This is a genomic window from Rhodanobacter sp. C06 (assembly GCF_002001105.1).
Taxonomy (GTDB): domain Bacteria; phylum Pseudomonadota; class Gammaproteobacteria; order Xanthomonadales; family Rhodanobacteraceae; genus Rhodanobacter_A.
The window spans coordinates 24,814-44,505 of record NZ_MUNP01000024.1 but is presented as its reverse complement, the minus strand read 5'-3'; the positions used below and the strand labels follow the sequence as shown (position 1 = coordinate 44,505).

17 protein-coding genes and 1 riboswitch are annotated in these 19,692 nt (G+C 67.3%); of the genes, 12 read left to right on the top strand and 5 right to left on the bottom strand.

Features of this window, described 5'->3' with window-relative positions; genetic code table 11:
* Window positions 1-319: 319 nt before the first annotated feature.
* Window positions 320-440: riboswitch (yybP-ykoY riboswitch) on the top strand.
* Between the two features lie 93 nt (window positions 441-533).
* The gene (locus B0E52_RS01410; protein WP_077481017.1) at window positions 534-1,538 is read left to right on the top strand and encodes a sodium:calcium antiporter; all 1,005 of its coding nucleotides are present in this window, start codon (window positions 534-536) and stop codon (window positions 1,536-1,538) included.
* Between the two features lies 1 nt (window position 1,539).
* On the opposite strand, the gene B0E52_RS01405 is transcribed toward B0E52_RS01410, so the two are convergent.
* The gene (locus B0E52_RS01405; protein ID WP_077481015.1) at window positions 1,540-2,235 is read right to left on the bottom strand and encodes a 2OG-Fe(II) oxygenase; all 696 of its coding nucleotides are present in this window, start codon (window positions 2,233-2,235) and stop codon (window positions 1,540-1,542) included.
* A 211-nt stretch (window positions 2,236-2,446) separates the two neighbouring features.
* On the opposite strand from B0E52_RS01405, the gene carA reads away from it, so the two are divergent.
* From carA to greA, 3 genes are read left to right on the top strand one after another with little or no spacing between them, the layout of a single operon-like run.
* Window positions 2,447-3,574 (top strand): glutamine-hydrolyzing carbamoyl-phosphate synthase small subunit, encoded by a 1,128-nt coding sequence (gene carA / locus B0E52_RS01400; RefSeq protein WP_077481013.1) that lies wholly within the window; start codon window positions 2,447-2,449, stop codon window positions 3,572-3,574.
* Between the two features lies 1 nt (window position 3,575).
* On the top strand, window positions 3,576-6,803 hold the full coding sequence (gene carB / locus B0E52_RS01395) for a carbamoyl-phosphate synthase large subunit (protein WP_077481011.1): 3,228 nt from the start codon (window positions 3,576-3,578) through the stop codon (window positions 6,801-6,803).
* A complete protein-coding gene (greA, locus tag B0E52_RS01390) occupies window positions 6,800-7,279 on the top strand; it encodes a transcription elongation factor GreA (RefSeq protein ID WP_077481009.1) in 480 nt (159 codons plus the stop codon). Before carB ends, greA begins: the two co-directional genes overlap by 4 nt.
* Window positions 7,280-7,414: 135 nt before the next feature.
* On the opposite strand, the gene ykgO is transcribed toward greA, so the two are convergent.
* The 4 genes from ykgO to B0E52_RS01370 form a co-directional block, all read right to left on the bottom strand.
* A complete protein-coding gene (ykgO, locus tag B0E52_RS01385) occupies window positions 7,415-7,540 on the bottom strand; it encodes a type B 50S ribosomal protein L36 (protein ID WP_007080705.1) in 126 nt (41 codons plus the stop codon).
* 77 nt (window positions 7,541-7,617) lie between these two features.
* Window positions 7,618-8,529, bottom strand: coding sequence for a LysR substrate-binding domain-containing protein (locus B0E52_RS01380; RefSeq protein ID WP_077481007.1), 912 nt, complete (start codon window positions 8,527-8,529; stop codon window positions 7,618-7,620).
* A 222-nt stretch (window positions 8,530-8,751) separates the two neighbouring features.
* Entirely contained in the window at window positions 8,752-10,770 is a 2,019-nt protein-coding gene (locus tag B0E52_RS01375) for an NADPH-dependent 2,4-dienoyl-CoA reductase (RefSeq protein WP_077481005.1), read from the bottom strand.
* 71 nt (window positions 10,771-10,841) lie between these two features.
* Entirely contained in the window at window positions 10,842-11,099 is a 258-nt protein-coding gene (locus tag B0E52_RS01370; RefSeq protein WP_077481023.1) for an acyl-CoA-binding protein, read from the bottom strand.
* A 102-nt stretch (window positions 11,100-11,201) separates the two neighbouring features.
* Here B0E52_RS01370 and cmk point away from each other — a divergent pair, with 102 nt between their 5' ends.
* From cmk to galU, 8 genes are all read left to right on the top strand, one after another.
* On the top strand, window positions 11,202-11,882 hold the full coding sequence (gene cmk / locus B0E52_RS01365; RefSeq protein WP_077481003.1) for a (d)CMP kinase: 681 nt from the start codon (window positions 11,202-11,204) through the stop codon (window positions 11,880-11,882).
* Window positions 11,883-12,051: 169 nt separating this feature from the next.
* On the top strand, window positions 12,052-13,725 hold the full coding sequence (gene rpsA / locus B0E52_RS01360) for a 30S ribosomal protein S1 (protein WP_077481001.1): 1,674 nt from the start codon (window positions 12,052-12,054) through the stop codon (window positions 13,723-13,725).
* Window positions 13,726-13,728: 3 nt separating this feature from the next.
* Window positions 13,729-14,109 carry an integration host factor subunit beta gene (locus B0E52_RS01355; protein ID WP_256363967.1) on the top strand — a complete coding sequence of 127 codons (381 nt, stop codon included), beginning with the start codon at window positions 13,729-13,731 and terminating at the stop codon, window positions 14,107-14,109.
* 286 nt (window positions 14,110-14,395) lie between these two features.
* Window positions 14,396-14,653, top strand: coding sequence for a DUF1049 domain-containing protein (locus B0E52_RS01350; RefSeq protein WP_077480997.1), 258 nt, complete (start codon window positions 14,396-14,398; stop codon window positions 14,651-14,653).
* Window positions 14,653-15,822, top strand: coding sequence for a lipopolysaccharide assembly protein LapB (gene lapB / locus B0E52_RS01345; RefSeq protein ID WP_174575526.1), 1,170 nt, complete (start codon window positions 14,653-14,655; stop codon window positions 15,820-15,822). The genes B0E52_RS01350 and lapB overlap by 1 nt, the downstream gene beginning before the upstream one ends.
* Before the next feature lie 11 nt (window positions 15,823-15,833).
* Complete coding sequence (locus tag B0E52_RS01340) at window positions 15,834-16,850, top strand: glycosyltransferase family 4 protein (RefSeq protein ID WP_077480993.1); 1,017 nt, start codon at window positions 15,834-15,836, stop codon at window positions 16,848-16,850.
* The gene (locus B0E52_RS01335; protein WP_077480991.1) at window positions 16,837-18,732 is read left to right on the top strand and encodes a nucleoside-diphosphate sugar epimerase/dehydratase; all 1,896 of its coding nucleotides are present in this window, start codon (window positions 16,837-16,839) and stop codon (window positions 18,730-18,732) included. The genes B0E52_RS01340 and B0E52_RS01335 overlap by 14 nt, the downstream gene beginning before the upstream one ends.
* Window positions 18,733-19,608: a UTP--glucose-1-phosphate uridylyltransferase GalU gene (gene galU / locus B0E52_RS01330; RefSeq protein WP_077480989.1), complete on the top strand. Its 876-nt coding sequence runs from the start codon at window positions 18,733-18,735 to the stop codon at window positions 19,606-19,608.
* Window positions 19,609-19,692 lie beyond the last annotated feature (84 nt).

Below are 19,692 nucleotides of genomic sequence, written 5' to 3'. Positions count from 1 at the left end.
CTTCGACCGATACATACGAGAACATGCCAAGCTGCTGGACGTCGGGGCTGCGCATCGGATCGGGCGGTCAGTGATTGAGAACGTCTATGACCGCGGCGGCGCGCGGAGGTTTCTCAACAGCCTGCTAATGCGGGGTAACGCCACGGGGCAGGCCGTTCAGGCGGCTAGGTGGGGCGGATTCGATGCCCCGCGGCCTGTCGTGCTGGCATGGTTGCTGCTCGGGCGCCTCAGACTTCGCGCCGTCGGGGAAGGGTGCGGCACACGGCCACTGCCATCCCAGCCCCGGCTTGCCCGCGTTGTGGCCGGCCGCTACCATCGCCAGCCTGTCATTGGGGAGTAGCCAGCCTCGTCCCCCGAGGCGTTCGCATCAACAGACTTGGTCGCCGTTTCCCGGCGCCATGGTGCGGACAGCAGACATCGCCACCCGGTGGTGTCTTGCCCGGCGAGACCTTTGGCCAGCGACGTGTTCACCCGGCCGGGCGAACGGTGTCGCTGTGCCATCGGTCCATCCGTTCGCCCGGCCCCGTGCCCCCATGCTGCTCACCCTCTGCCTGTTCCTCGTCTCGGCCGGCGCGATCTATCTCGCCTGCGAATACTTCGTCAACGGCATCGAATGGCTGGGCCGCAAGCTCAGCCTGGGTGCCACCGCCACCGGCACCGTGCTCGCTGCATTCGGTACGGCGCTGCCGGAAAGCGCGGTGACCTTCGTGGCGGTGATCTTCGGCAAGACGCCCGAGGCGCGCGACATCGGCGTGGGCGCGGCGATGGGTGGCCCGCTGGTGCTGGCCACGATCGCCTATGCGGTGGTGGGCATCGCGCTGTGGCGCAACCGCGCCCGCTTGCGGCGCGCAGACATGCAGGTGCGGGTCGACCATCAACGGCTGGCCCGCGACCAGGCGTGGTTTCTGGCGATCTTCGCGGTGAAGGTGGGCCTGGGGCTGGTGGCGTTCGCGCTCAAGCCGTGGCTGGGTGTGCTGTTCCTGCTGGCCTACGCGCTGTATGTGTGGCGCGAGATGCGCAGCGTCGACACTGCACCCGCGGAGGAGTCGCTGGAGCCGCTGAAGCTGCGCCCGCACCAAGCCGAGCCGGCGATGCGCTGGGTGGCGGCGCAGACTGTGGCAGCACTGGTGGTGATCGCCGTGGCCTCGCGGGTGTTCGTGGGGCAACTGGAGGCAATCGGCTTGGCGCTTGCCCTGCCGCCGCACCTGGTGGCGCTGGTGCTGAGTCCGGTGGCGACCGAACTGCCGGAGACGCTGAATGCGCTGATCTGGGTGCGTCAGGGCAAGGAGCGGCTGGCGCTGGCCAACATCTCCGGCGCGATGATGATCCAGGCGACGATTCCCAGCGCACTGGCGATCTTCGCCACGCCGTGGTTGTTCGACACGCCGCTGATCGTGTCCGGCGCGCTCACAGCGGCCGCCATCGTCTACCTGTGGTGGCTGTTCCGCCGCGGCCGGGTGGATGCGCGCTGGCTGTTGCCGGTGGGTCTGCTGTACGGCGTGTTTGCCGCCTACGTCGGCTGGCACTTCATCCGCTAGTTCAGTCCGGATGTGCGGCGTTGCGATCGCGATCGGCGCCGTAGCGCGTGTCCAGCTTGCCGAACAGCTTCTTGAACAGGCGGGAGAACTTGCCGCGTTTGGTCTTGCGCAGCTTCTCCTCCTCGCTGGTGAGCCAAGCCACCTGGATCACCCGGCGCTCACCTTCGTAGGGCAGGTGGCCGTGGAAGGAGTTGTCGCAGCGCTTGAACACCGCGAACTCGCCGTACAGCGGCGGCAGCTCCGGCGTCACGGTGGCGTCGATGTCGTCGATCTTGTCGAGGAAACGCAGGCAGCCGTCGCTGGTGTCGGGCCATTGCGGGTTGAGGTAGAGCAGGGCGGTGGCCACCTTGGACTTGCTGTCGGTGTGGATGGTGCCGTGGCGCTTGTTCAGCAGGCGGCACAGCGTCACCAGGGTGGGGTACTGGCCGAGGTCGGCGATGCCCAGCCGCTGGCCGATCAGCCCGGCGAAGGCCGGCGCGGTGAGTTGTTCCACCAGTGCATTCACCGAGGGGCCGCAATCGGCCGGGTCCCAGGGGAAGAAGCCGGCGCTGGGGTAACGCGGGAAGTCGCGGTCCAGGTCGCCGCGCGCCTCGTCCGGCAACTGGCCGTGGGCGACCATGAACGGGAACGGTGCCTGCCGCACCAAGGTGTCCGGGCGTTCGAGACGGGCAGGATCGAGCAGGGCGTCCGGACTCATGAACCGACTTCACTCCGTTGGAAACGATGCGCAGTGTAGCGCCGCGCGGCGATACGCTGGCTGACGGAAGCAACGTCTTTGCCTCGATCGAAGTGGACAGCCAGCGTCGTCGCGCCTATCATTGTGACCCGCCCGAATGCCCTCCCTTCCAAGGTTCTCAAGCCTGCCTCGTGCGGCTTGCGGACTTTGCTGCACCCGAAAGGCGGTTCCCATGTCTCTCCCTGCTCTGCTTGCCCTCGAAGACGGCAGCGTGTTCCACGGCCACGCCGTCGGCGCGACTGGCGAAACCGTCGGCGAGGTGGTCTTCAACACCGCCATGACCGGCTACCAGGAGATCCTCACCGATCCCTCGTACAGCCGGCAGATCGTCACCCTGACCTATCCCCACATCGGCAACACCGGCTGCAACGCCGAGGATGCCGAGTCCGACCGGGTGCATGCCGCCGGCCTGATCGTGCGCGACGTGCCACGCCGGGCGAGCAACTGGCGCAGCACCGAAAGCCTGCCCGATTACCTGAAGCGCCACGGCGTGGTGGCGATCGCCGGCATCGATACCCGCCGCCTCACCCGCATCCTGCGCGACAAGGGCGCGCTGGCCGGCTGCATCGTGGCCGGCGAAACCGTGGACGAGGCCGCCGCGCTGGCCAAGGCACGCGCCTTCCCGGGCTTGAACGGCATGGACCTGGCCAAGGTGGTGTGCACCGGCAAGGCTTATGCGTGGAACGCGGGCGTCTACGACCTCGACGCCCAGGCCTTCAACCAGCCGGCAAAGCGCTTCAAGGTCGTCGCCTACGACTTCGGCGTGAAGCACAACATCCTGCGCCTGCTCGCCGAGCAGGGCTGCGACATCACCGTGGTGCCGGCGCAGACCCCGGCTGCCGAAGTGCTGGCGATGCAGCCGGACGGCGTGTTCCTGTCCAACGGCCCCGGTGATCCGGCGGCCTGCGACTACGCGATCACCGCCACCAAGGCCTTCCTCGACGCGAAGATCCCGCTGTTCGGCATCTGCCTTGGCCACCAGATCATGGGGCTCGCGCTGGGCGCGAAGACGCTGAAGATGAAGTTCGGCCACCACGGTGCGAATCACCCGGTGAAGGACCGCGACGACGGCCGCGTGCTGATCACCAGCCAGAACCACGGCTTCGCGGTGGACCCGGCCACGCTGCCGGCGAACGTGCGCATCACCCACAGCTCGCTGTTCGACGGCACGTTGCAGGGCTTCGCGCTCACCGACCGCCCCGCGTTCTGCTTCCAGGGCCACCCGGAAGCCTCGCCCGGCCCCCACGACATCGGTTACTTGTTCGACCGGTTTGCCAAGCTGATGCAGGAGGCCCGCTGAGATGGCCAAGCGTAGAGACATCAAGAGCGTCCTGATCATCGGCGCCGGCCCGATCGTGATCGGCCAGGCCTGCGAGTTCGACTACTCCGGCGCGCAGGCGTGCAAGGCGCTGAAGGAAGAGGGCTACCGGGTGATCCTGGTGAACTCCAATCCCGCCACCATCATGACCGACCCGGAGATGGCCGACGCCGTCTACATCGAGCCGATCAACTGGCAGACGGTGGAACGCATCATCGCCAAGGAAAAGCCCGACGCGGTGCTGCCCACCATGGGCGGCCAGACCGCGCTGAACTGCGCGCTCGACCTCGCCGACCACGGCGTGCTGGACAAGTACAAGGTCGAATTGATCGGCGCGAAGCGCGACGCGATCCGCATGGCCGAGGACCGCGAGCTGTTCAAGCAGGCGATGACCGAGATCGGGCTGGAGAGCCCCAAGTCCGGCGTGGCCAAGAGCTACGAGCACGCGGTGGAGATCCAGGCCGAGCTGGGTTTCCCCATCATCATCCGCCCCAGCTTCACGCTGGGCGGTTCCGGCGGCGGCATCGCCTACAACAAGGAAGAGTTCGAGGCCATCGTGAAACGGGGCCTGGAGCTTTCGCCCACGCACGAGGTGCTGATCGACGAATCGGTGCTGGGCTGGAAGGAGTTCGAGATGGAAGTGGTCCGCGACACCGCGGACAACTGCATCATCATCTGCGCGATCGAGAACCTCGACCCGATGGGCGTGCATACCGGTGATTCGATCACCGTGGCGCCGGCGCAGACGCTCACCGACAAGGAATACCAGCGCCTGCGCGATGCCAGCATCGCGGTGCTGCGCAAGATCGGCGTGGACACCGGCGGCTCCAACGTGCAGTTCGGCATCAATCCCGCGGATGGCCGCGTGGTGGTGATCGAGATGAACCCGCGCGTGTCGCGCTCCTCGGCGCTGGCCTCCAAGGCCACCGGCTTCCCGATCGCCAAGATCGCCGCGAAGCTCGCCGTGGGCTACACGCTGGACGAACTGAAGAACGACATCACCGGCGGCAAGACGCCGGCCTCGTTCGAGCCGACCATCGACTACGTGGTCACCAAGATTCCCCGATTCGCGTTCGAGAAGTTCCCGCGCGCCGACGCCCGCCTCACCACCCAGATGAAGTCGGTGGGCGAGGTGATGGCGATCGGCCGCAGCTTTACCGAATCGCTGCAGAAAGCGCTGCGCGGACTGGAGATCGGCAAGACCGGACTCAACCCCACCGGGCTGGACATCGCCACGGAAGACGGCCTGGTTACGCTGAAGCGCGAGCTGCGCGAGCCGCGACCCGATCGCGTGTTCCATCTCGCCGACGCGTTCCGCGCCGGCCTCACGCTGGACGAAGTGCACGAACTCAGTCGCGTCGATCCGTGGTTCCTCGCCGCGTTCGAGGACATCGTGCTGGCTGAAAACACGGTCAAGGCGCAAGGCATCGCCGCGCTGGACGCACCGCGCATGCGCGAACTGAAGCGCATGGGCTTCTCCGACGCGCGCCTGGCCGAGCTGACCGGCAGCGACGAGGCGGCCATGCGCCACCTGCGCCGCACCCTGGGCGTGCGGCCGGTGTACAAGCGGGTGGACTCCTGCGCCGCCGAGTTCGCCACCACCACCGCCTACATGTACTCGACCTACGAGGAAGAGTGCGAGGCGAACCCGACGAACCGCGAGAAGATCATCGTGCTGGGCGGTGGCCCGAACCGCATCGGCCAGGGCATCGAGTTCGACTATTGCTGCGTGCATGCCGCGCTGGCGCTGCGCGAGGACGGGTTCGAGACCATCATGGTCAACTGCAACCCGGAAACCGTCTCCACCGACTACGACACCTCCGATCGCCTGTACTTCGAGCCGTTGACGCTGGAAGACGTGCTCGAGATCGTCGATCTCGAGAAGCCCAAAGGCGTGATCGTGCAGTATGGCGGCCAGACCCCGCTGAAGCTGGCGCGCGCGCTGGAAGCCGCGGGCACGCCGATCATCGGCACCTCGCCCGACTCGATCGACCTCGCCGAGGACCGCGAACGCTTCCAGCAGATGATCGTGAAGCTCGGCCTGCGCCAGCCGCCGAACCGCACTGCGCGCAACGCCGACGAGGCGCTCGCGCTGGCGCGCGAGATCGGCTACCCGCTGGTGGTGCGCCCCAGCTACGTGCTGGGCGGCCGCGCGATGGAAGTGGTGTACGACGACGCCGACCTTGCGCGCTACATCCGCGAGGCGGTGCAGGTCTCCAACGATTCGCCGGTGCTGCTGGACCGCTTCCTCGACCACGCGGTCGAGGTGGACGTGGACATCATCGCCGACGCCCAGGGCAACGTGCTGATCGGCGGCATCATGGAGCACATCGAGGAGGCCGGCGTGCATTCCGGCGACTCCTCCTGCTCGCTGCCGCCGTACTCGCTCTCGCAGGAAGTGCAGGACGAGATGCGCCGACAGGTCGCTGCGATGGCGAAGGAGCTGAAGGTCATCGGCCTGATGAACACGCAGTTCGCGATCCAGGGCGATACCGTGTTCATCCTCGAAGTGAATCCGCGCGCGTCGCGCACGGTGCCGTTCGTGTCCAAGGCCACCGGCGTGCCGCTGGCGAAGATCGCCGCGCGCGCGATGGCCGGCAAGTCGCTGCCGGAGCAGGGCGCCACGAAGGAAGTGATTCCCGCGTATTACTCGGTGAAGGAAGCGATCTTCCCGTTCCTGAAGTTCCAGAACGTCGATCCCATCCTCGGCCCCGAGATGCGCTCCACCGGCGAGGTGATGGGCGTGGGCCGCAGCTTCGGGGCCGCGTTCGCGCGCGGTCACGACGCCGCCGGCATCAAGACGCCGCCGAAGGGCAAGGTGTTCGTGTCGGTGCGCGATGCAGATAAGGACCGCCTGCTGCCGGTGGCGCAGGAGGTGCTGCGCCGCGGCTTCAGCCTGGTCGCCACCGCCGGCACGGCGGCCTATCTCAATGGCCACGGCGTGGTCTGCGAGCGCGTCAACAAGGTGCTCGAGGGCAGGCCGCACATCGTCGACCTGATCAAGAACGGCGAGATCGTCTATATCGTCAACACCACCGAGGGCAAGCAGGCGATCGCCGACTCGTTCTCGATCCGGCGCGAGGCGCTGCAGCAGCGCGTCACCTATTCCACCACCGTCGCGGGCGCGCGTGCGCTGGTTCATTCGCTGGATTTCCACGGCAGCGAGGACGTGCACAGCCTGCAGGAACTGCACAAGGAGCTGAACGCATGAGCGCGCGTGCCCCCATCACCAAGTCCGGTTCGGAACGGCTGCGCGCGGAGCTGGAGCGGCTGAAGTCGACGGAGCGTCCGCGCATCATCGCGGCGATCGCCGAGGCCCGCGCTCACGGCGACCTCAAGGAGAACGCCGAGTACCACGCCGCGCGCGAGCTGCAGAGCTTCATCGAGGGCCGCATCGCCCAGTTGGAGGCGCTGCTCTCCACCGCCCAGGTGATCGACGTTTCGCGACTCAACCCCGGCAGCAAGGTGGTGTTCGGCGCGATCGTGGACCTGGCGGACGAGGACAGCGGCACCGAGGTGACCTACCAGATCGTGGGCGACCTCGAGGCCGACATCAAGCAGGGCCTGATCGCGGTCTCCTCGCCGATCGCGCGCGCGCTGATCGGCAAGCTCGAGGGCGACAGCTTCGAGTTCAACGCGCCAAACGGCGTGAAGCGCTACGAGATCACCGGCGTGCGCTACGCGTGAGCTGGCGGTCAGGTTGCATGCAAAGGCCCCGCTCGTGCGGGGCCTTTGTTTTTCCTGCTTGCGTGCAGCCTGCGCGACGGGCAACAAAAAAGCCGCGCATGGCGCGGCCTTTCGTCGGCACAAGCCGCGCCGGAATCAGCGCTGGCGGGCCTTGAAACGCGGGTTGCTCTTGCAGATCACGAACACCTTGCCGCGACGACGCACGATCTTGCAGTCGCGGTGCCGCGCCTTGGCGGACTTCAACGAGTTAAGCACCTTCACGGCGAGCTCCTGATACCAAACGAAAAAATCTAGCGCGCAAGTATAACTTGCTGAATCGCCAGCCACAAGTCGCCCCGTCAGTCGTCGGCGCCGCCGGCGGACTCCGTCACGGTGGCGAGGAATTGTGCCAACACCGGCGACGGGTCGCCGACCCGGCTGGCCACGGCCAGCAGCAGGTGGGCCTCGTGGTCGGCCAATGGCACATAACTGACGCCGTCGAGGCGCACCGCGCGCATCGTCGCCGGCACCAGTGCCATGCCGAGGCCGGCGGCCACCAGCGCCAGCAGGCCGTTGATCTGCTGGGCCTGCTGCACGATGCGGGGCTGGAAGCCGGCCTCGGCCGCCAGCGTCCGCAGGCGGTCGTGCAAGGTGGCGGCCAATTCGCGCGGCTGGGTGACGAAGGCTTCGTCGGCCACCTCGCCCATGCGCAGTTCCTCGCGTGCGGCCAGCGGGTGGCTGGAGGGCAGGGCGAGCAGCAGGGGCTCGCGGTCGAGCACGCGCAATTGCAACTGGCGCGCAGCCTGGATGTGGCTGGGCCGGTCGCGCACGAAGCCCACGTCGATCTCGTTGGCCAGCAAGGCCGCGAATTGCGGCTCGGTGTACATCTCGCACAACTGGACGTTCACCTCGGGCGCCACCTGCCGGTGACGCAGCAGGGCGTGCGGCAGGGCGGGGTGGAACGATACCGACAGCGTGTAGGCCAGCCGCAATTGGCCGCTGTGGCCGGCCGCAGCCGCCGTGGCGCGACTGCGTGCCAGTTCGGCCTGTGCCAGGACCTGCCGTGCCTGTTCCAGGAAGACCCGTCCAGGCTCGGTCAGGGCGACCCGGCGCTTGCTGCGTTCAAGCAGCAATACGCCGAGGTCCCGTTCCAGCGCCTGGATCTGCTGGGAAAGCGGTGGCTGGGAGATGTGCAGGCGGATCGCGGCGCGAGTGAAGCTCAACTCCTCGGCGACCGCGATGAAGTAGCGCAATTGGCGGAAGTCAAACATAGTCGAAATACATATAAGGAACGATCTAAATATATATTAGATACTTGAACGCGTCGCTCATAAAATGCCTCCCGTCCCACCATCTACCCCCCTCCCCCGATGGTGGTGACCCTCGCCTCGCAGCGACGCTAGACACGATACTGGCCACTCCCCCCCCGGGCCCTATCGATGCGTCGCTTCGCGAGGCGTTTTCTTTTGCGGTTTTCTTGCCTTTGTCTACGCTCAGAGCTGGCAAGCCAGCCGCGTTCCCTGATCGATGGCACGTTTCGCGTCGAGCTCGGCCGCCACGTCGGCGCCGCCGATCAGATGTGCCGTGATGCCCGCGGCCGCCAGTTCCCCGGCCAAGCGGCGATCCGGCTCCTGGCCGGCGCAGACCACCACGGTGTCGACCGGCAGAATCTGTGACTTTCCGTCAACCGTGAGGTGCAAGCCGCGATCGTCGAAGCGTTCGTAGGTGACCTTGCCCAGCATGGTCACGCGCTTGGCCTTGAGCGTGGCGCGGTGCACCCAGCCGGTGGTCTTGTTGAGCCGGGCGCCGGGGCGGCCCTCGCTGCGCTGGAGCAGCCAGACCTGGCGCAACGGCACCTCGGGTTGCGGCGACTGGAGGCCGCTGCGCTGCACGAGCTGTGTATCCACGCCCCATTCGCTGGCCCAGCGCGCCACGTCGGTGGTGGGCGAGGGCTGGTGTTCGACCAGGAATTCGGCCACGTCGAAACCGATGCCGCCGGCGCCGATGACCGCCACCCGTCCACCTACCGGCCGGTCGCGGGCGAGCACGTCGAGGTAGCCCAGCACGCGCGGGTCGTCGCTGCCAGGAAAACTCACGCGACGTGGCAGCACGCCGGTGGCGACCACGACCTCGTCATAACCGGCGGCCTTGAGCGAGGCGGCCTCGGCCTCGACGCCCAGCTTCACTTCGACCCCGGCGTTGGCGAGGCGATGGCGGTAATAGCGCAAGGTTTCGTGGAACTCCTCCTTGCCCGGAATCCGCTTCGCGTAGTTGAACTGGCCGCCGATCCCGCTGGCGCGGTCGATCAGGGTCACCGTGTGGCCGCGCTCGCCCAGCGTGGCGGCGCAGGCCATGCCAGCCGGTCCCGCGCCCACCACGGCGATGCGCTTGCGGTGCGGCGCCGGCTCGATTTTCAGCTCGGTCTCGTGGCAGGCACGCGGGTTGACCAGGCAGCTCGCGCGCTTGTTGACGAAGACATGGTCGAGGCAGGCCTGGTTGCAGGCGATGCAAGTGTTGATGTGTTCGCTGCAGCCGGCCTTCGCCTTGTTCGCCCACGCGGGATCGGCCAGCAGCGGGCGCGCCATCGAGACCATGTCGGCATCGCCTTCGGCCAGCACGCGCTCGGCTACTTCGGGCATGTTGATGCGGTTGGTGGCGACCAGCGGGATGGAAACCTCGCCCTTGAGCTTCCGCGTCACCCAGGCGAAACCGGCGCGCGGCACGCTGGTGACGATGGTGGGCACGCGCGCCTCGTGCCAGCCGATACCGGTGTTGATGATGCTGGCGCCGGCGGCTTCGATGGCCTTGGCCAGCGTGACGATCTCGTCCCAGTCCTGGCCGCCTTCGACCAGGTCCAGCATCGACAACCGGTAGATGATGATGAAGTCGCGGCCCACCGCCGCGCGCGTACGGCGCACGATTTCCACCGGAAAACGCATGCGCCGCGCCGCGTCACCGCCCCAGGCATCGTCGCGGTGGTTGGTGCGCGCGGCGATGAACTGGTTGATGAGGTAGCCCTCCGAGCCCATCACTTCGACGCCGTCGTAGCCCGCTTCCCGGGCCAGCTGCGCGCAGTGCACGAAGTCGCGGATGGTGCGCTCCACGCCGCCTGCGGAAAGCGCCCGTGGCGTGAACGGGCTGATCGGCGACTTGATTCGCGACGGCGCCACCGACAGCGGTTGGTAGCCGTAGCGTCCGGCGTGCAGGATCTGCATGCAGATGCGCCCGCCTTCGGCATGCACCGCGCCGGTGAGCTTGCGGTGGCGCGGCTTGTGCCAGGGCAGGGTGAGGCGCCCGCTGAACGGCTTCAGCCAGCCCTCGATGCTGGGCGCGATGCCGCCGGTCACCATCAGCCCCACGCCGCCGCGGGCGCGCTCGGCGAAATAGGCGGCCAGCTTGTCGTAGTCGGCAGCCCTGTCCTCCAGCCCGGTATGCATGGAGCCCATCAGGATGCGGTTGGACAGGGTGACGTGGCCCAGGTCCAGCGGGGCGAACAGGTGGGGGAAGTCCATGGCGCGACCGTGTTCAAACGATCGTATGAATGTGCCTGTTGCGAAGCGCGGACGCAAGCGCCGTCCGCGGCTCAGGCCCGCAACTGCTCCACGAGAGCAATGTAGCGGCGCATCGCCTCGCCCTGCGGCAGGCCGCGCAACTGCAACCAGGCCGCGTGCTTGGCCGTGCCCACGAAATCGAAAAAGCCGGGCTGCTCGCCTTGCGCGTCGCCCTCCGAACCCTGCTTGTAGAGCGCGTAAAGCTTGAGCAAGGTGTCGTTGTCGGGACGATAGTCCAGCCGTTTCACGTCCTCGGCGGCCTGATCGAATGCATGGCGGAGATCGTTCATGGCGTGGCAATGGAGCATGTGGCGCGGAATTTCGGCATGGTACGCGATGCCGCGGAGGTCGGCGCGATACCATGCGGGCCCCACGCCTGACCAGGATCCGTCATGAGCCGAACCGCCGTCGTCCCCGTGCTGACCATCGACGGCCCCTCGGGCTCCGGCAAGGGCACGATCAGCCGGCGGGTGGCCGAGCACCTGGGCTGGCGGCTGCTGGACTCGGGCGCCCTGTACCGGGCGGTGGGCTACGCCGCCGGGGCAGCGGGGCTGGATCTTTCCGACGCCGAAGCGGTGACCCGCTGCGCGCAGGCCACGAAGATCCGCTTCCAAGCCAGCACCGACGGCAGCGACACCCGCATCCTGGTCAACGGCCACGACGCCACCGACGAACTGCGCACCGAGACCGCCGGTGCGGCGGCCTCGGCGATCGCCTCGATCGCTCCGGTACGGCAGGCGTTGGTGGAGCTGCAGCTGGGTTTCCGCAAGGCGCCCGGCCTGGTGGCCGACGGGCGCGACATGGGCACGGTGATCTTCCCGGATGCGCCGTTCAAGGTGTTCCTCACCGCCAGCGCTGCCGAACGGGCGAAAAGGCGCTATAAGCAGTTGAAGGAAAAGGGACTCAACGTTACACTATCGAGTCTGCAGCGCGAGATCGAGGCGCGTGACCACCGCGATGCGTCGCGGACGGTCGCGCCACTGAAGCCCGCGCCGGAGGCCGTGCTGGTGGATACCACCGGCATGGACATTGACCAGGTAGTCACAAAGGTTCTCGCCGTCGTGCAGCCCTGACCGGGCGGCGCGGCGGTTTCCGTTCCCCGGCCATGGTGGCCGTGGATTCAACCATGGTGGCGACGGGCGTGCCGCAAGGCCGTTCCGAAGACACCCCGACCGGTGGATCGCTGCCGGTGCAAGTCCCGCACGGGGCATCGCAGCCGTCCTTTCCCATTCTGGAATCAACATGACCGAAAGTTTTGCCGAACTGTTTGAACAGAGCCAGCAGGCCATCGCCAAGCTGAAGCCCGGTGCCATCGTCACCGGCATCGTGGTGGAGATCCGCAACGACGTCGTCGTGATCAACGCGGGCCTGAAGAGCGAAGGCATCGTCCCGATCGAGCAGTTCAAGGGCGAGGACGGCACCCTCGAGGTGAGCGTCGGCGATCCCGTGAAGGTGGCTCTCGAAGCCCTGGAAGACGGTTTCGGCGAAACCAAGCTGTCGCGCGAGAAGGCCAAGCGCTCGATGGTGTGGGACGACCTCGAAGAGGCGTTCGACAAGGAGGAGACCATCAAGGGCATGATCTCCGGCAAGGTCAAGGGCGGCTTCACCGTCGACATCAAGGACGTCCGCGCGTTCCTGCCGGGCTCGCTGGTCGACGTGCGCCCGGTGCGCGAGCCGACCTACCTCGAGGGCAAGGAACTCGAGTTCAAGATCATCAAGCTCGACCGCAAGCGCAACAACGTGGTGGTCAGCCGCCGCGCCGTCGTCGAGACCGAGTTCTCCGCCGAGCGCGAGCAGCTGCTGGAGCGCCTGGTCGAGGGCGCCGTGATCAAGGGCGTGGTGAAGAACCTCACCGACTACGGCGCGTTCGTGGACCTGGGCGGCATCGACGGCCTGCTGCACATCACCGACATGGCGTGGAAGCGCGTGCGTCATCCGAGCGAAGTCGTCAACGTCGGCGACGAGCTGGAAGTGCGTGTGCTGAAGTTCGACAAGGAGCGCAACCGCGTCTCGCTGGGCCTGAAGCAACTGGGCGACGATCCGTGGGTGAACATCTCGCGTCGCTACCCGGTCGGCTCGCGCCTGTTCGGCAAGGTCTCCAACGTCACCGATTACGGCTGCTTCGTCGAGATCGAGCCGGGCGTCGAGGGTCTGGTCCACGTGTCCGAGATGGACTGGACCAACAAGAACGTCAATCCGGCCAAGGTGGTGCAGGTCGGCGACGAGACCGAGGTGATGGTGCTGGACGTGGATGAAGAGCGTCGCCGCATCTCGCTCGGCATCAAGCAGACCCGCTCGAACCCGTGGGAAGCCTTCGCCGCCATGCACAAGAAGGGCGACAAGGTCTCCGGCCAGATCAAGTCGATCACTGACTTCGGCGTGTTCATCGGCCTGGACGGCGGCATCGACGGCTTGGTGCACCTGTCCGACATCTCCTGGCAGATGTCCGGCGAAGACCTCGTGCGCAACTTCAAGAAGGGCGACGAGATCGAGGCCGTGGTGCTGGCGGTGGATCCGGAGCGCGAGCGCATCTCGCTCGGCATCAAGCAGATGGAGCAGGATCCGTTCGGCCAGTTCATGGCCAACCACACGCGCGGCAGCATCGTCACCGGCACGGTGAAGGAAGTGGACGCCAAGGGTGCGGTGATCGACCTGGGCGAGGGCGTGGAGGGTTACCTGCGCGCCAACGACATCGCCAAGGAGCGCATCGACGACGCCACCCAGCACCTCAAGGTGGGCGACAAGGTCGAGGCCAAGTTCACCGGCATGGACCGCAAGGGCCGTCAGCTGTCGCTGTCGATCCGCGCCAAGGACGAGGAAGACGTGCAGGAGGCGATGGCCGAGTACTCCTCGGCTGCCGGCGGCACCACCAAGCTCGGCGCGCTGCTCAAGGAGCAGTTGAACAAGGCCGAGTAAGCGTTGCGACACCGGTGCGGGGCGGCCAGAAGCCGCCCCGCACCACGCAGCGCGGAGTCACACGTCGCGGACACGGGGACCATGACCAAATCCGAATTGATCGAGGCGCTGGCCAGGCGTCAGACCCATCTTGCGTTTGCCGATGTCGAGCTCGCGGTCAAGAGCGTGGTCGAGCAGATGAGCCAGGCGCTGTCCCAGGGCGAGCGCATCGAGGTGCGCGGCTTCGGCAGCTTCGCCTTGCATTACCGGCCGCCGCGCATGGGGCGCAATCCCAAGACCGGCGACTCGGTGGCGCTGCCCGGCAAGCACGTGCCGCACTTCAAGCCCGGCAAGGAACTGCGCGAACGCGTCAACCAGCGGCTGGAAGAGGCCGTGGCCGGCTGAGGCCGCACGCGCAAGGAATGTACCGAGGCAGGCGGCGCGAGCCGGTCCTGCCTTTGTTTTTTGGAATCTCGAAAATCGCCGTCCTGGCGGTCTTCGAGTCGGCGGCTCCGGCTCGCACCCCTCGGCTGTCCCCATCCATTCGCGATGAATGGGTCCGGCGCCGATGAGGCACCGGCGTCCTTGTCGTGACAAGCCGTCCTCGGCCCGCACGGGCACCGCTGAATCGCGCCCGCATGGCCAGGTCCGCCTGCTGCGCCATGCGCGGACGATCGGGTAAAGTCGCCGGATGCGCTTGATCGTGATCCTCATCCTCGTGTTCTTCGTCGCCGCCGGCGTGGTGGTGGGCGCGCTCAATGCCGACCTGGTCGGCTACGACTTCGCGTTTGCTCGCGTGCGGCTGCCCAAGGGGGCGGCCCTGCTGGCCGCGCTGGTGCTGGGCTGGCTGCTGGGCGGGCTCACTGCCTGGCTGGGCGTGAGCCTGCGGCAACAGCGACTGCAGCGGCAGCGCCGCAAGGAAGCCGGCAAGAAGACGGCCGACGCATGATGTCCTGGTACGCCTTGCTGCCGCTGGCGGCCGTCGCCTTCGTGCTGGGTTGGTGGGCGTCCCGTCGTGCCAGCGCGCGGCGTTCCGGCGCGGCAGTCAATGAGCTGTCCTCGGACTATTTCCGCGGCCTGAACTACCTGCTCAACGAGGAGCAGGACAAGGCGATCGAGGTCTTCCTCAAGCTGGCCGAATACAACCGCGACACGGTCGAGACGCATCTGGCGCTGGGCAATCTGTTCCGCCGCCGTGGCGAGGTGGACCGGGCGATCCGCCTGCACCAGCATCTGGTCTCGCGGCCGAATCTGTCCGAGCCGATGAAGACGGTGGCCCTGCTGGAACTGGGCGAGGACTACATGCGCGCGGGCCTGCTCGATCGCGCCGAGGCGCTCTTCGCCGACCTGGTGGCGATGAACGCCCATGCACCTTCGGCGCTGCGCCACCTGATCGCGATCTACCAGCACGAGCGCGACTGGAACAAGGCGATCGAACACGCACGCCGTCTGGAAGTGATGACCGGCGAGGACGAGGCACCGATGATCGCGCAGTTCTACTGCGAGCTGGCCGAGCGTTCGCGCCAGCACGGCGCGCGGGTCGAGGCGCGCGACTATCTGGAACAGGCCTTCCGCTGCCAGCCCGATTGCGTGCGCGCCTGGATGCTGACCGGGCGGTTGCATGCCGAGGAAGGGCAGCATGCCGAGGCCGTGCAGGCCTACGAGGCGGCGATCGGCGCGGACATCGCCTTCGTGCCCGAGATCCTGCCGCCGCTGCTGAACAGCTATGCCTGCTCGCAGCAGATGGATCGCGCCGAGCATTTCCTGCGCGACATGCTGGGGCGTTACCACGGCATCTCGCCGGTGCTGGCGTTGACCCGCCTGTATCAGCAGCGCGACGGCCAGCGGGCGGGCGTGGATTTCCTTACCGCCCAACTGCGCCAGCGCCCTTCGGTGCGCGGCCTGATGGCGCTGATCGACGCCACCATGGACCGGGTCGAGGGCGAGGCACGCGAGAACTTCCTGATCCTGCGCGACCTCACCCGGAAGCTGCTGGAGGGGCAGGCGATGTACCGCTGCAGCCGCTGCGGCTTCGGCGCCAAGGCGCACCACTGGCAGTGCCCCAGCTGCAAGAGCTGGAGCACGATCCGGCCCATCCACGGCGTCGCCAACGAGTGATACGTTCTGCCATGACCATCGGATGGTTGCTGCTGTCCTTCCTGATCGCGTGGCTGTCGGCGCGCGCGGCGATCGCCTATGCGCACCGTCGCGGCATGCTCGACCGTCCCGGCCAGCGGCGTTCGCACAGCAACCCCACGCCGCGTGGTGGCGGCATCGGCATCGTCATCGCGGCACTCGCCTGCTTGCCCGGGGTCCTGCTCGGCACTGTGGCATCGTGGTCGCCGCTGCTGGTGGCCGGCCTGCTGGCAGCGCTGCTGCTGGTGGCGTTGGCCGGCTGGTGGGACGACCACCGCTCGCTGCCGATCCTGCCGCGCTTCGGGGCGCAGCTGCTGGCGGTGCTGCTGTTCGCTGCTGCCCTGGCGGTGGACGGGCTGTCGTGGTGGTGGTTGCCCGTGCTGCTGCTGGCCGGCGCCTGGAGCGTCAACCTGCACAATTTCATGGACGGCATCGACGGCCTGCTGGCTCAGCAGGCGATGTTCGTGGGGGCCGGACTGGCGCTATTGGCTTGGGTCGCCGGACAGCAGGCGCTGGCGCTGGCCGCAGGCTGCCTGGCCACGGCCAGCCTCGGCTTCTGGTGCCTGAACCGCTCGCCGGCGCGCATCTTCATGGGCGACGTGGGCAGCGGCAGCGTGGGGCTGCTGATCTTCGCGTTTACGGCGATGCTGTGGCGGGTCGAGACACGACTGCTGTGGCCGGCGCTGATCCTGTCCTCGGCCTTCGTCGCCGATGCCAGCCTGACCTTGCTGTCACGGTTCTGTCGCGGGCGGCGCTGGTACACTGCGCACCGCGAGCATCTGTACCAGTGGCTGGTCCGGTGCGGTTTCACGCATGCCGGGGGAGGCGTGATCTACATGACATGGAACGTGCTGCTTGCCGCGCCGCTGGCCTGGTTGGCCTTCAGTCATCCACGATGGGCCTTGCCGACTACCATGGGCACTTATCTGGCCGCGGCGGTGCTGTGGCTGCTGCTCAAGCGGCGTTGTCTGCGTCGCCATTCGCCCAAGGACCGCCATGTCGCTGCGTAGGCTAGTCGGCATCATCCATCCCCGCGTGGCGGTCATGCTGCATGACTTGGCCATGGCCGCGCTGGCTTGGTGGGTCGCCAAGCTGCTGCGCTATGCGGTACGGCCGGAAGATGTCGTGCACTTCCGCTGGTTCGAGTTCCCGGTGGTGCTGCTGGCGCAGGGGCTGATCTTCCGCTGGACCGGCCTGTACAAGGGCGTCTGGCGTTTCGCCAGCCTGCCGGACCTGTGGAACATACTGCGTGCCGCCGTGCTCGGGTCGACGGCGGTCTGGTTGCTGCTGTCGATGTTCAACCGGCTGCAGGGCGTGCCGCGTTCGATGCTGCTGCTGTACCCGGTGGTGCTGGCGGTGGTGCTGGGCGTGCCGCGGCTGGCCTACCGCTACTGGAAGGACAGTCGCCTTGGCGTGACCGGGGAACGCTCGATGCGGCGGGTGCTCATCCTGGGCGCGGATCGTGCCGGCGAGGTGCTGTCGCGCGATCTCCATCGCGATGGCGGCTACGCCGTGGTGGGTTTCCTCGACGATCGCCCCGCGTTGCGCGGGGCGAGCATCAACGGGCATCCGGTACTGGGCCAGTTCGAGCAATTGCCGGAGATCGCCCGCGAAGCGGCGGTGGAGATGCTGCTGATCGCCTTGCCGAACGCTTCGGTCAGCGAGATGCGCCGGGTGGTGGCACTGTGCGACGCCAGCGACCTGCCGTACCGCACGATCCCGCGGCTGGACGACGTGGTCGCCGGCCGCGCCCAGTTCAACGAGATCAAGGAAGTGGCGATCGAGGACCTGCTCGGCCGCGATGCGGTGGAGCTGGACTGGACGGCGATCCGCGAGACGATCGGCGGCCGCCGGGTGCTGGTCACCGGCGGCGGCGGCTCGATCGGTTCGGAGCTGTGCCGCCAGGTGGCGCGGCTGGGCGCGCAATCGCTGGTGGTGGTCGACCACAGCGAATACAACCTCTACCTGATCACCCGCGAACTGCGGGCGAACTATCCGGAATTGCTGCTCGAAGGCGTGCTGGCCAGCTGCGGCGACAGCGTACTGATGCGCAAGGTGTTGGCCGAATCGCAGCCGCAGGTGGTGTTCCATGCCGCGGCCTACAAGCACGTGCCGATGCTGCAAGGCCAGCTGCGCGCGGCCTTTCTCAACAACGTGCTGGGCACCCGCACCATGGCCGACCTCGCGCGCGACGCAGGGGTCGAGTGCTTCGTGCTGATCTCCACCGACAAGGCGGTCAATCCCACCAGCGTGATGGGCGCCTGCAAGCGCATCGCCGAGATCTGGTGCCAGAACCTCGACGCACACGCCGACACCCGCTACATGACGGTGCGGTTCGGCAACGTGCTCGATTCGGCCGGTTCGGTGGTGCCGCTGTTCCGCCAGCAGATCCGCGCAGGCGGGCCGGTCACCGTGACCCACCCGGAGATCTCGCGCTACTTCATGACCATCCCCGAGGCCTGCCAGCTGATCCTGCAGGCGGCCAGCCTGGGCAAGGGCGGCGAGATCTTCGCGCTGGACATGGGCGAGCCGATGAAGATCCGCGACCTCGCCGAGCAGATGATCCGGCTGGCCGGCAAGAAGCCCGGCAGCGAGATCGCTATCGTCTACACCGGCCTGCGCGCCGGCGAGAAACTGTTCGAGGAACTGTTCCATCCGCTGGAGCAGTACAGCGCCACCACTCACGCGAAGATCTTCCTGGCCCAGCATCGCCAGGTGTCGTGGGAGCTGTTGCAAGCCATGATGCACAAGGCGGGCGAGATGGTCGCCGTGGACAACGACGAGGAGCTGCGGCGCTGCGTGTCCAGCCTGTTGCCCTCCTTCCGCTGGAGCGAAACGGCGCAGCCGGACAACGTGGTCTCGATCCGTCGCCAGGAAACAGGAGAGAAGTGAGTGAGCAAGCCGTTGCGCAAGGTGGTGTTCCCCGTGGCCGGGCTGGGCACGCGTTTCCTGCCCGCCACCAAGGTGGTGGCCAAGGAAATGCTGCCGGTGCTGGACAAGCCGCTGATCCAGTACGCGGTGGATGAAGCCGTCGACGCCGGCGCCGACACGCTGATCTTCGTCACCAACCGCTACAAGCACGCCATCGCCGACTACTTCGACAAGGCCTACGAGCTGGAAGCCAAGCTGCACGAGAAGGGCAAGGGCGCGCTGCTCGCGCTGGTGCAGGGCACGCTGCCGAAGCACGTGCGCGCGATCTTCGTCACCCAGCCCGAGGCGCTGGGCCTGGGCCACGCAGTGCTGTGCGCGAAGCCCGTGGTGGGCGACGAGCCGTTCGGCGTGATGCTGCCCGACGACTTGATCTGGAATGGCGCCGGCAAAGGCGCGTTGCGGCAGATGGCCGAGGTGGGCGACAAGGAAGGCGCCGGCGTGATCGCGGTGGAGGAAGTGCCGCACGAACAGACCGACAAGTACGGCATCGTCGACGCCGTGCCGGTGGACGGACGCAGCGCGCGCATCCGCCACATGGTGGAAAAGCCCAAGCCCGCCGACGCGCCGTCCAACCTCGCGGTGGTGGGTCGCTACGTGCTGCCCGGCCGCATCTTCGAGTTGCTGGAGCGCACCACGCCGGGCGCCGGCGGCGAGATCCAGCTCACCGACGCGATCGAGGCGTTGCTGAAAGAGCAGGGCAAGGTGCTGGCGTACCGCTTCGAAGGCACCCGCTTCGACTGCGGCAACAAGGCCGGCCTGGTACGCGCCACCATGCACATGGCGCTGCAGGACCCGGCGCTGGCGCCGGTGGTGCGCGAGATCGCCGCCACATTGTGATGTCGCGCCGCTGACTGACACGGCATCGCCGTGCCAGAATCGCGACCGTATCCCGCCATGTTCGCGGCGCAGGATACGCAAGGG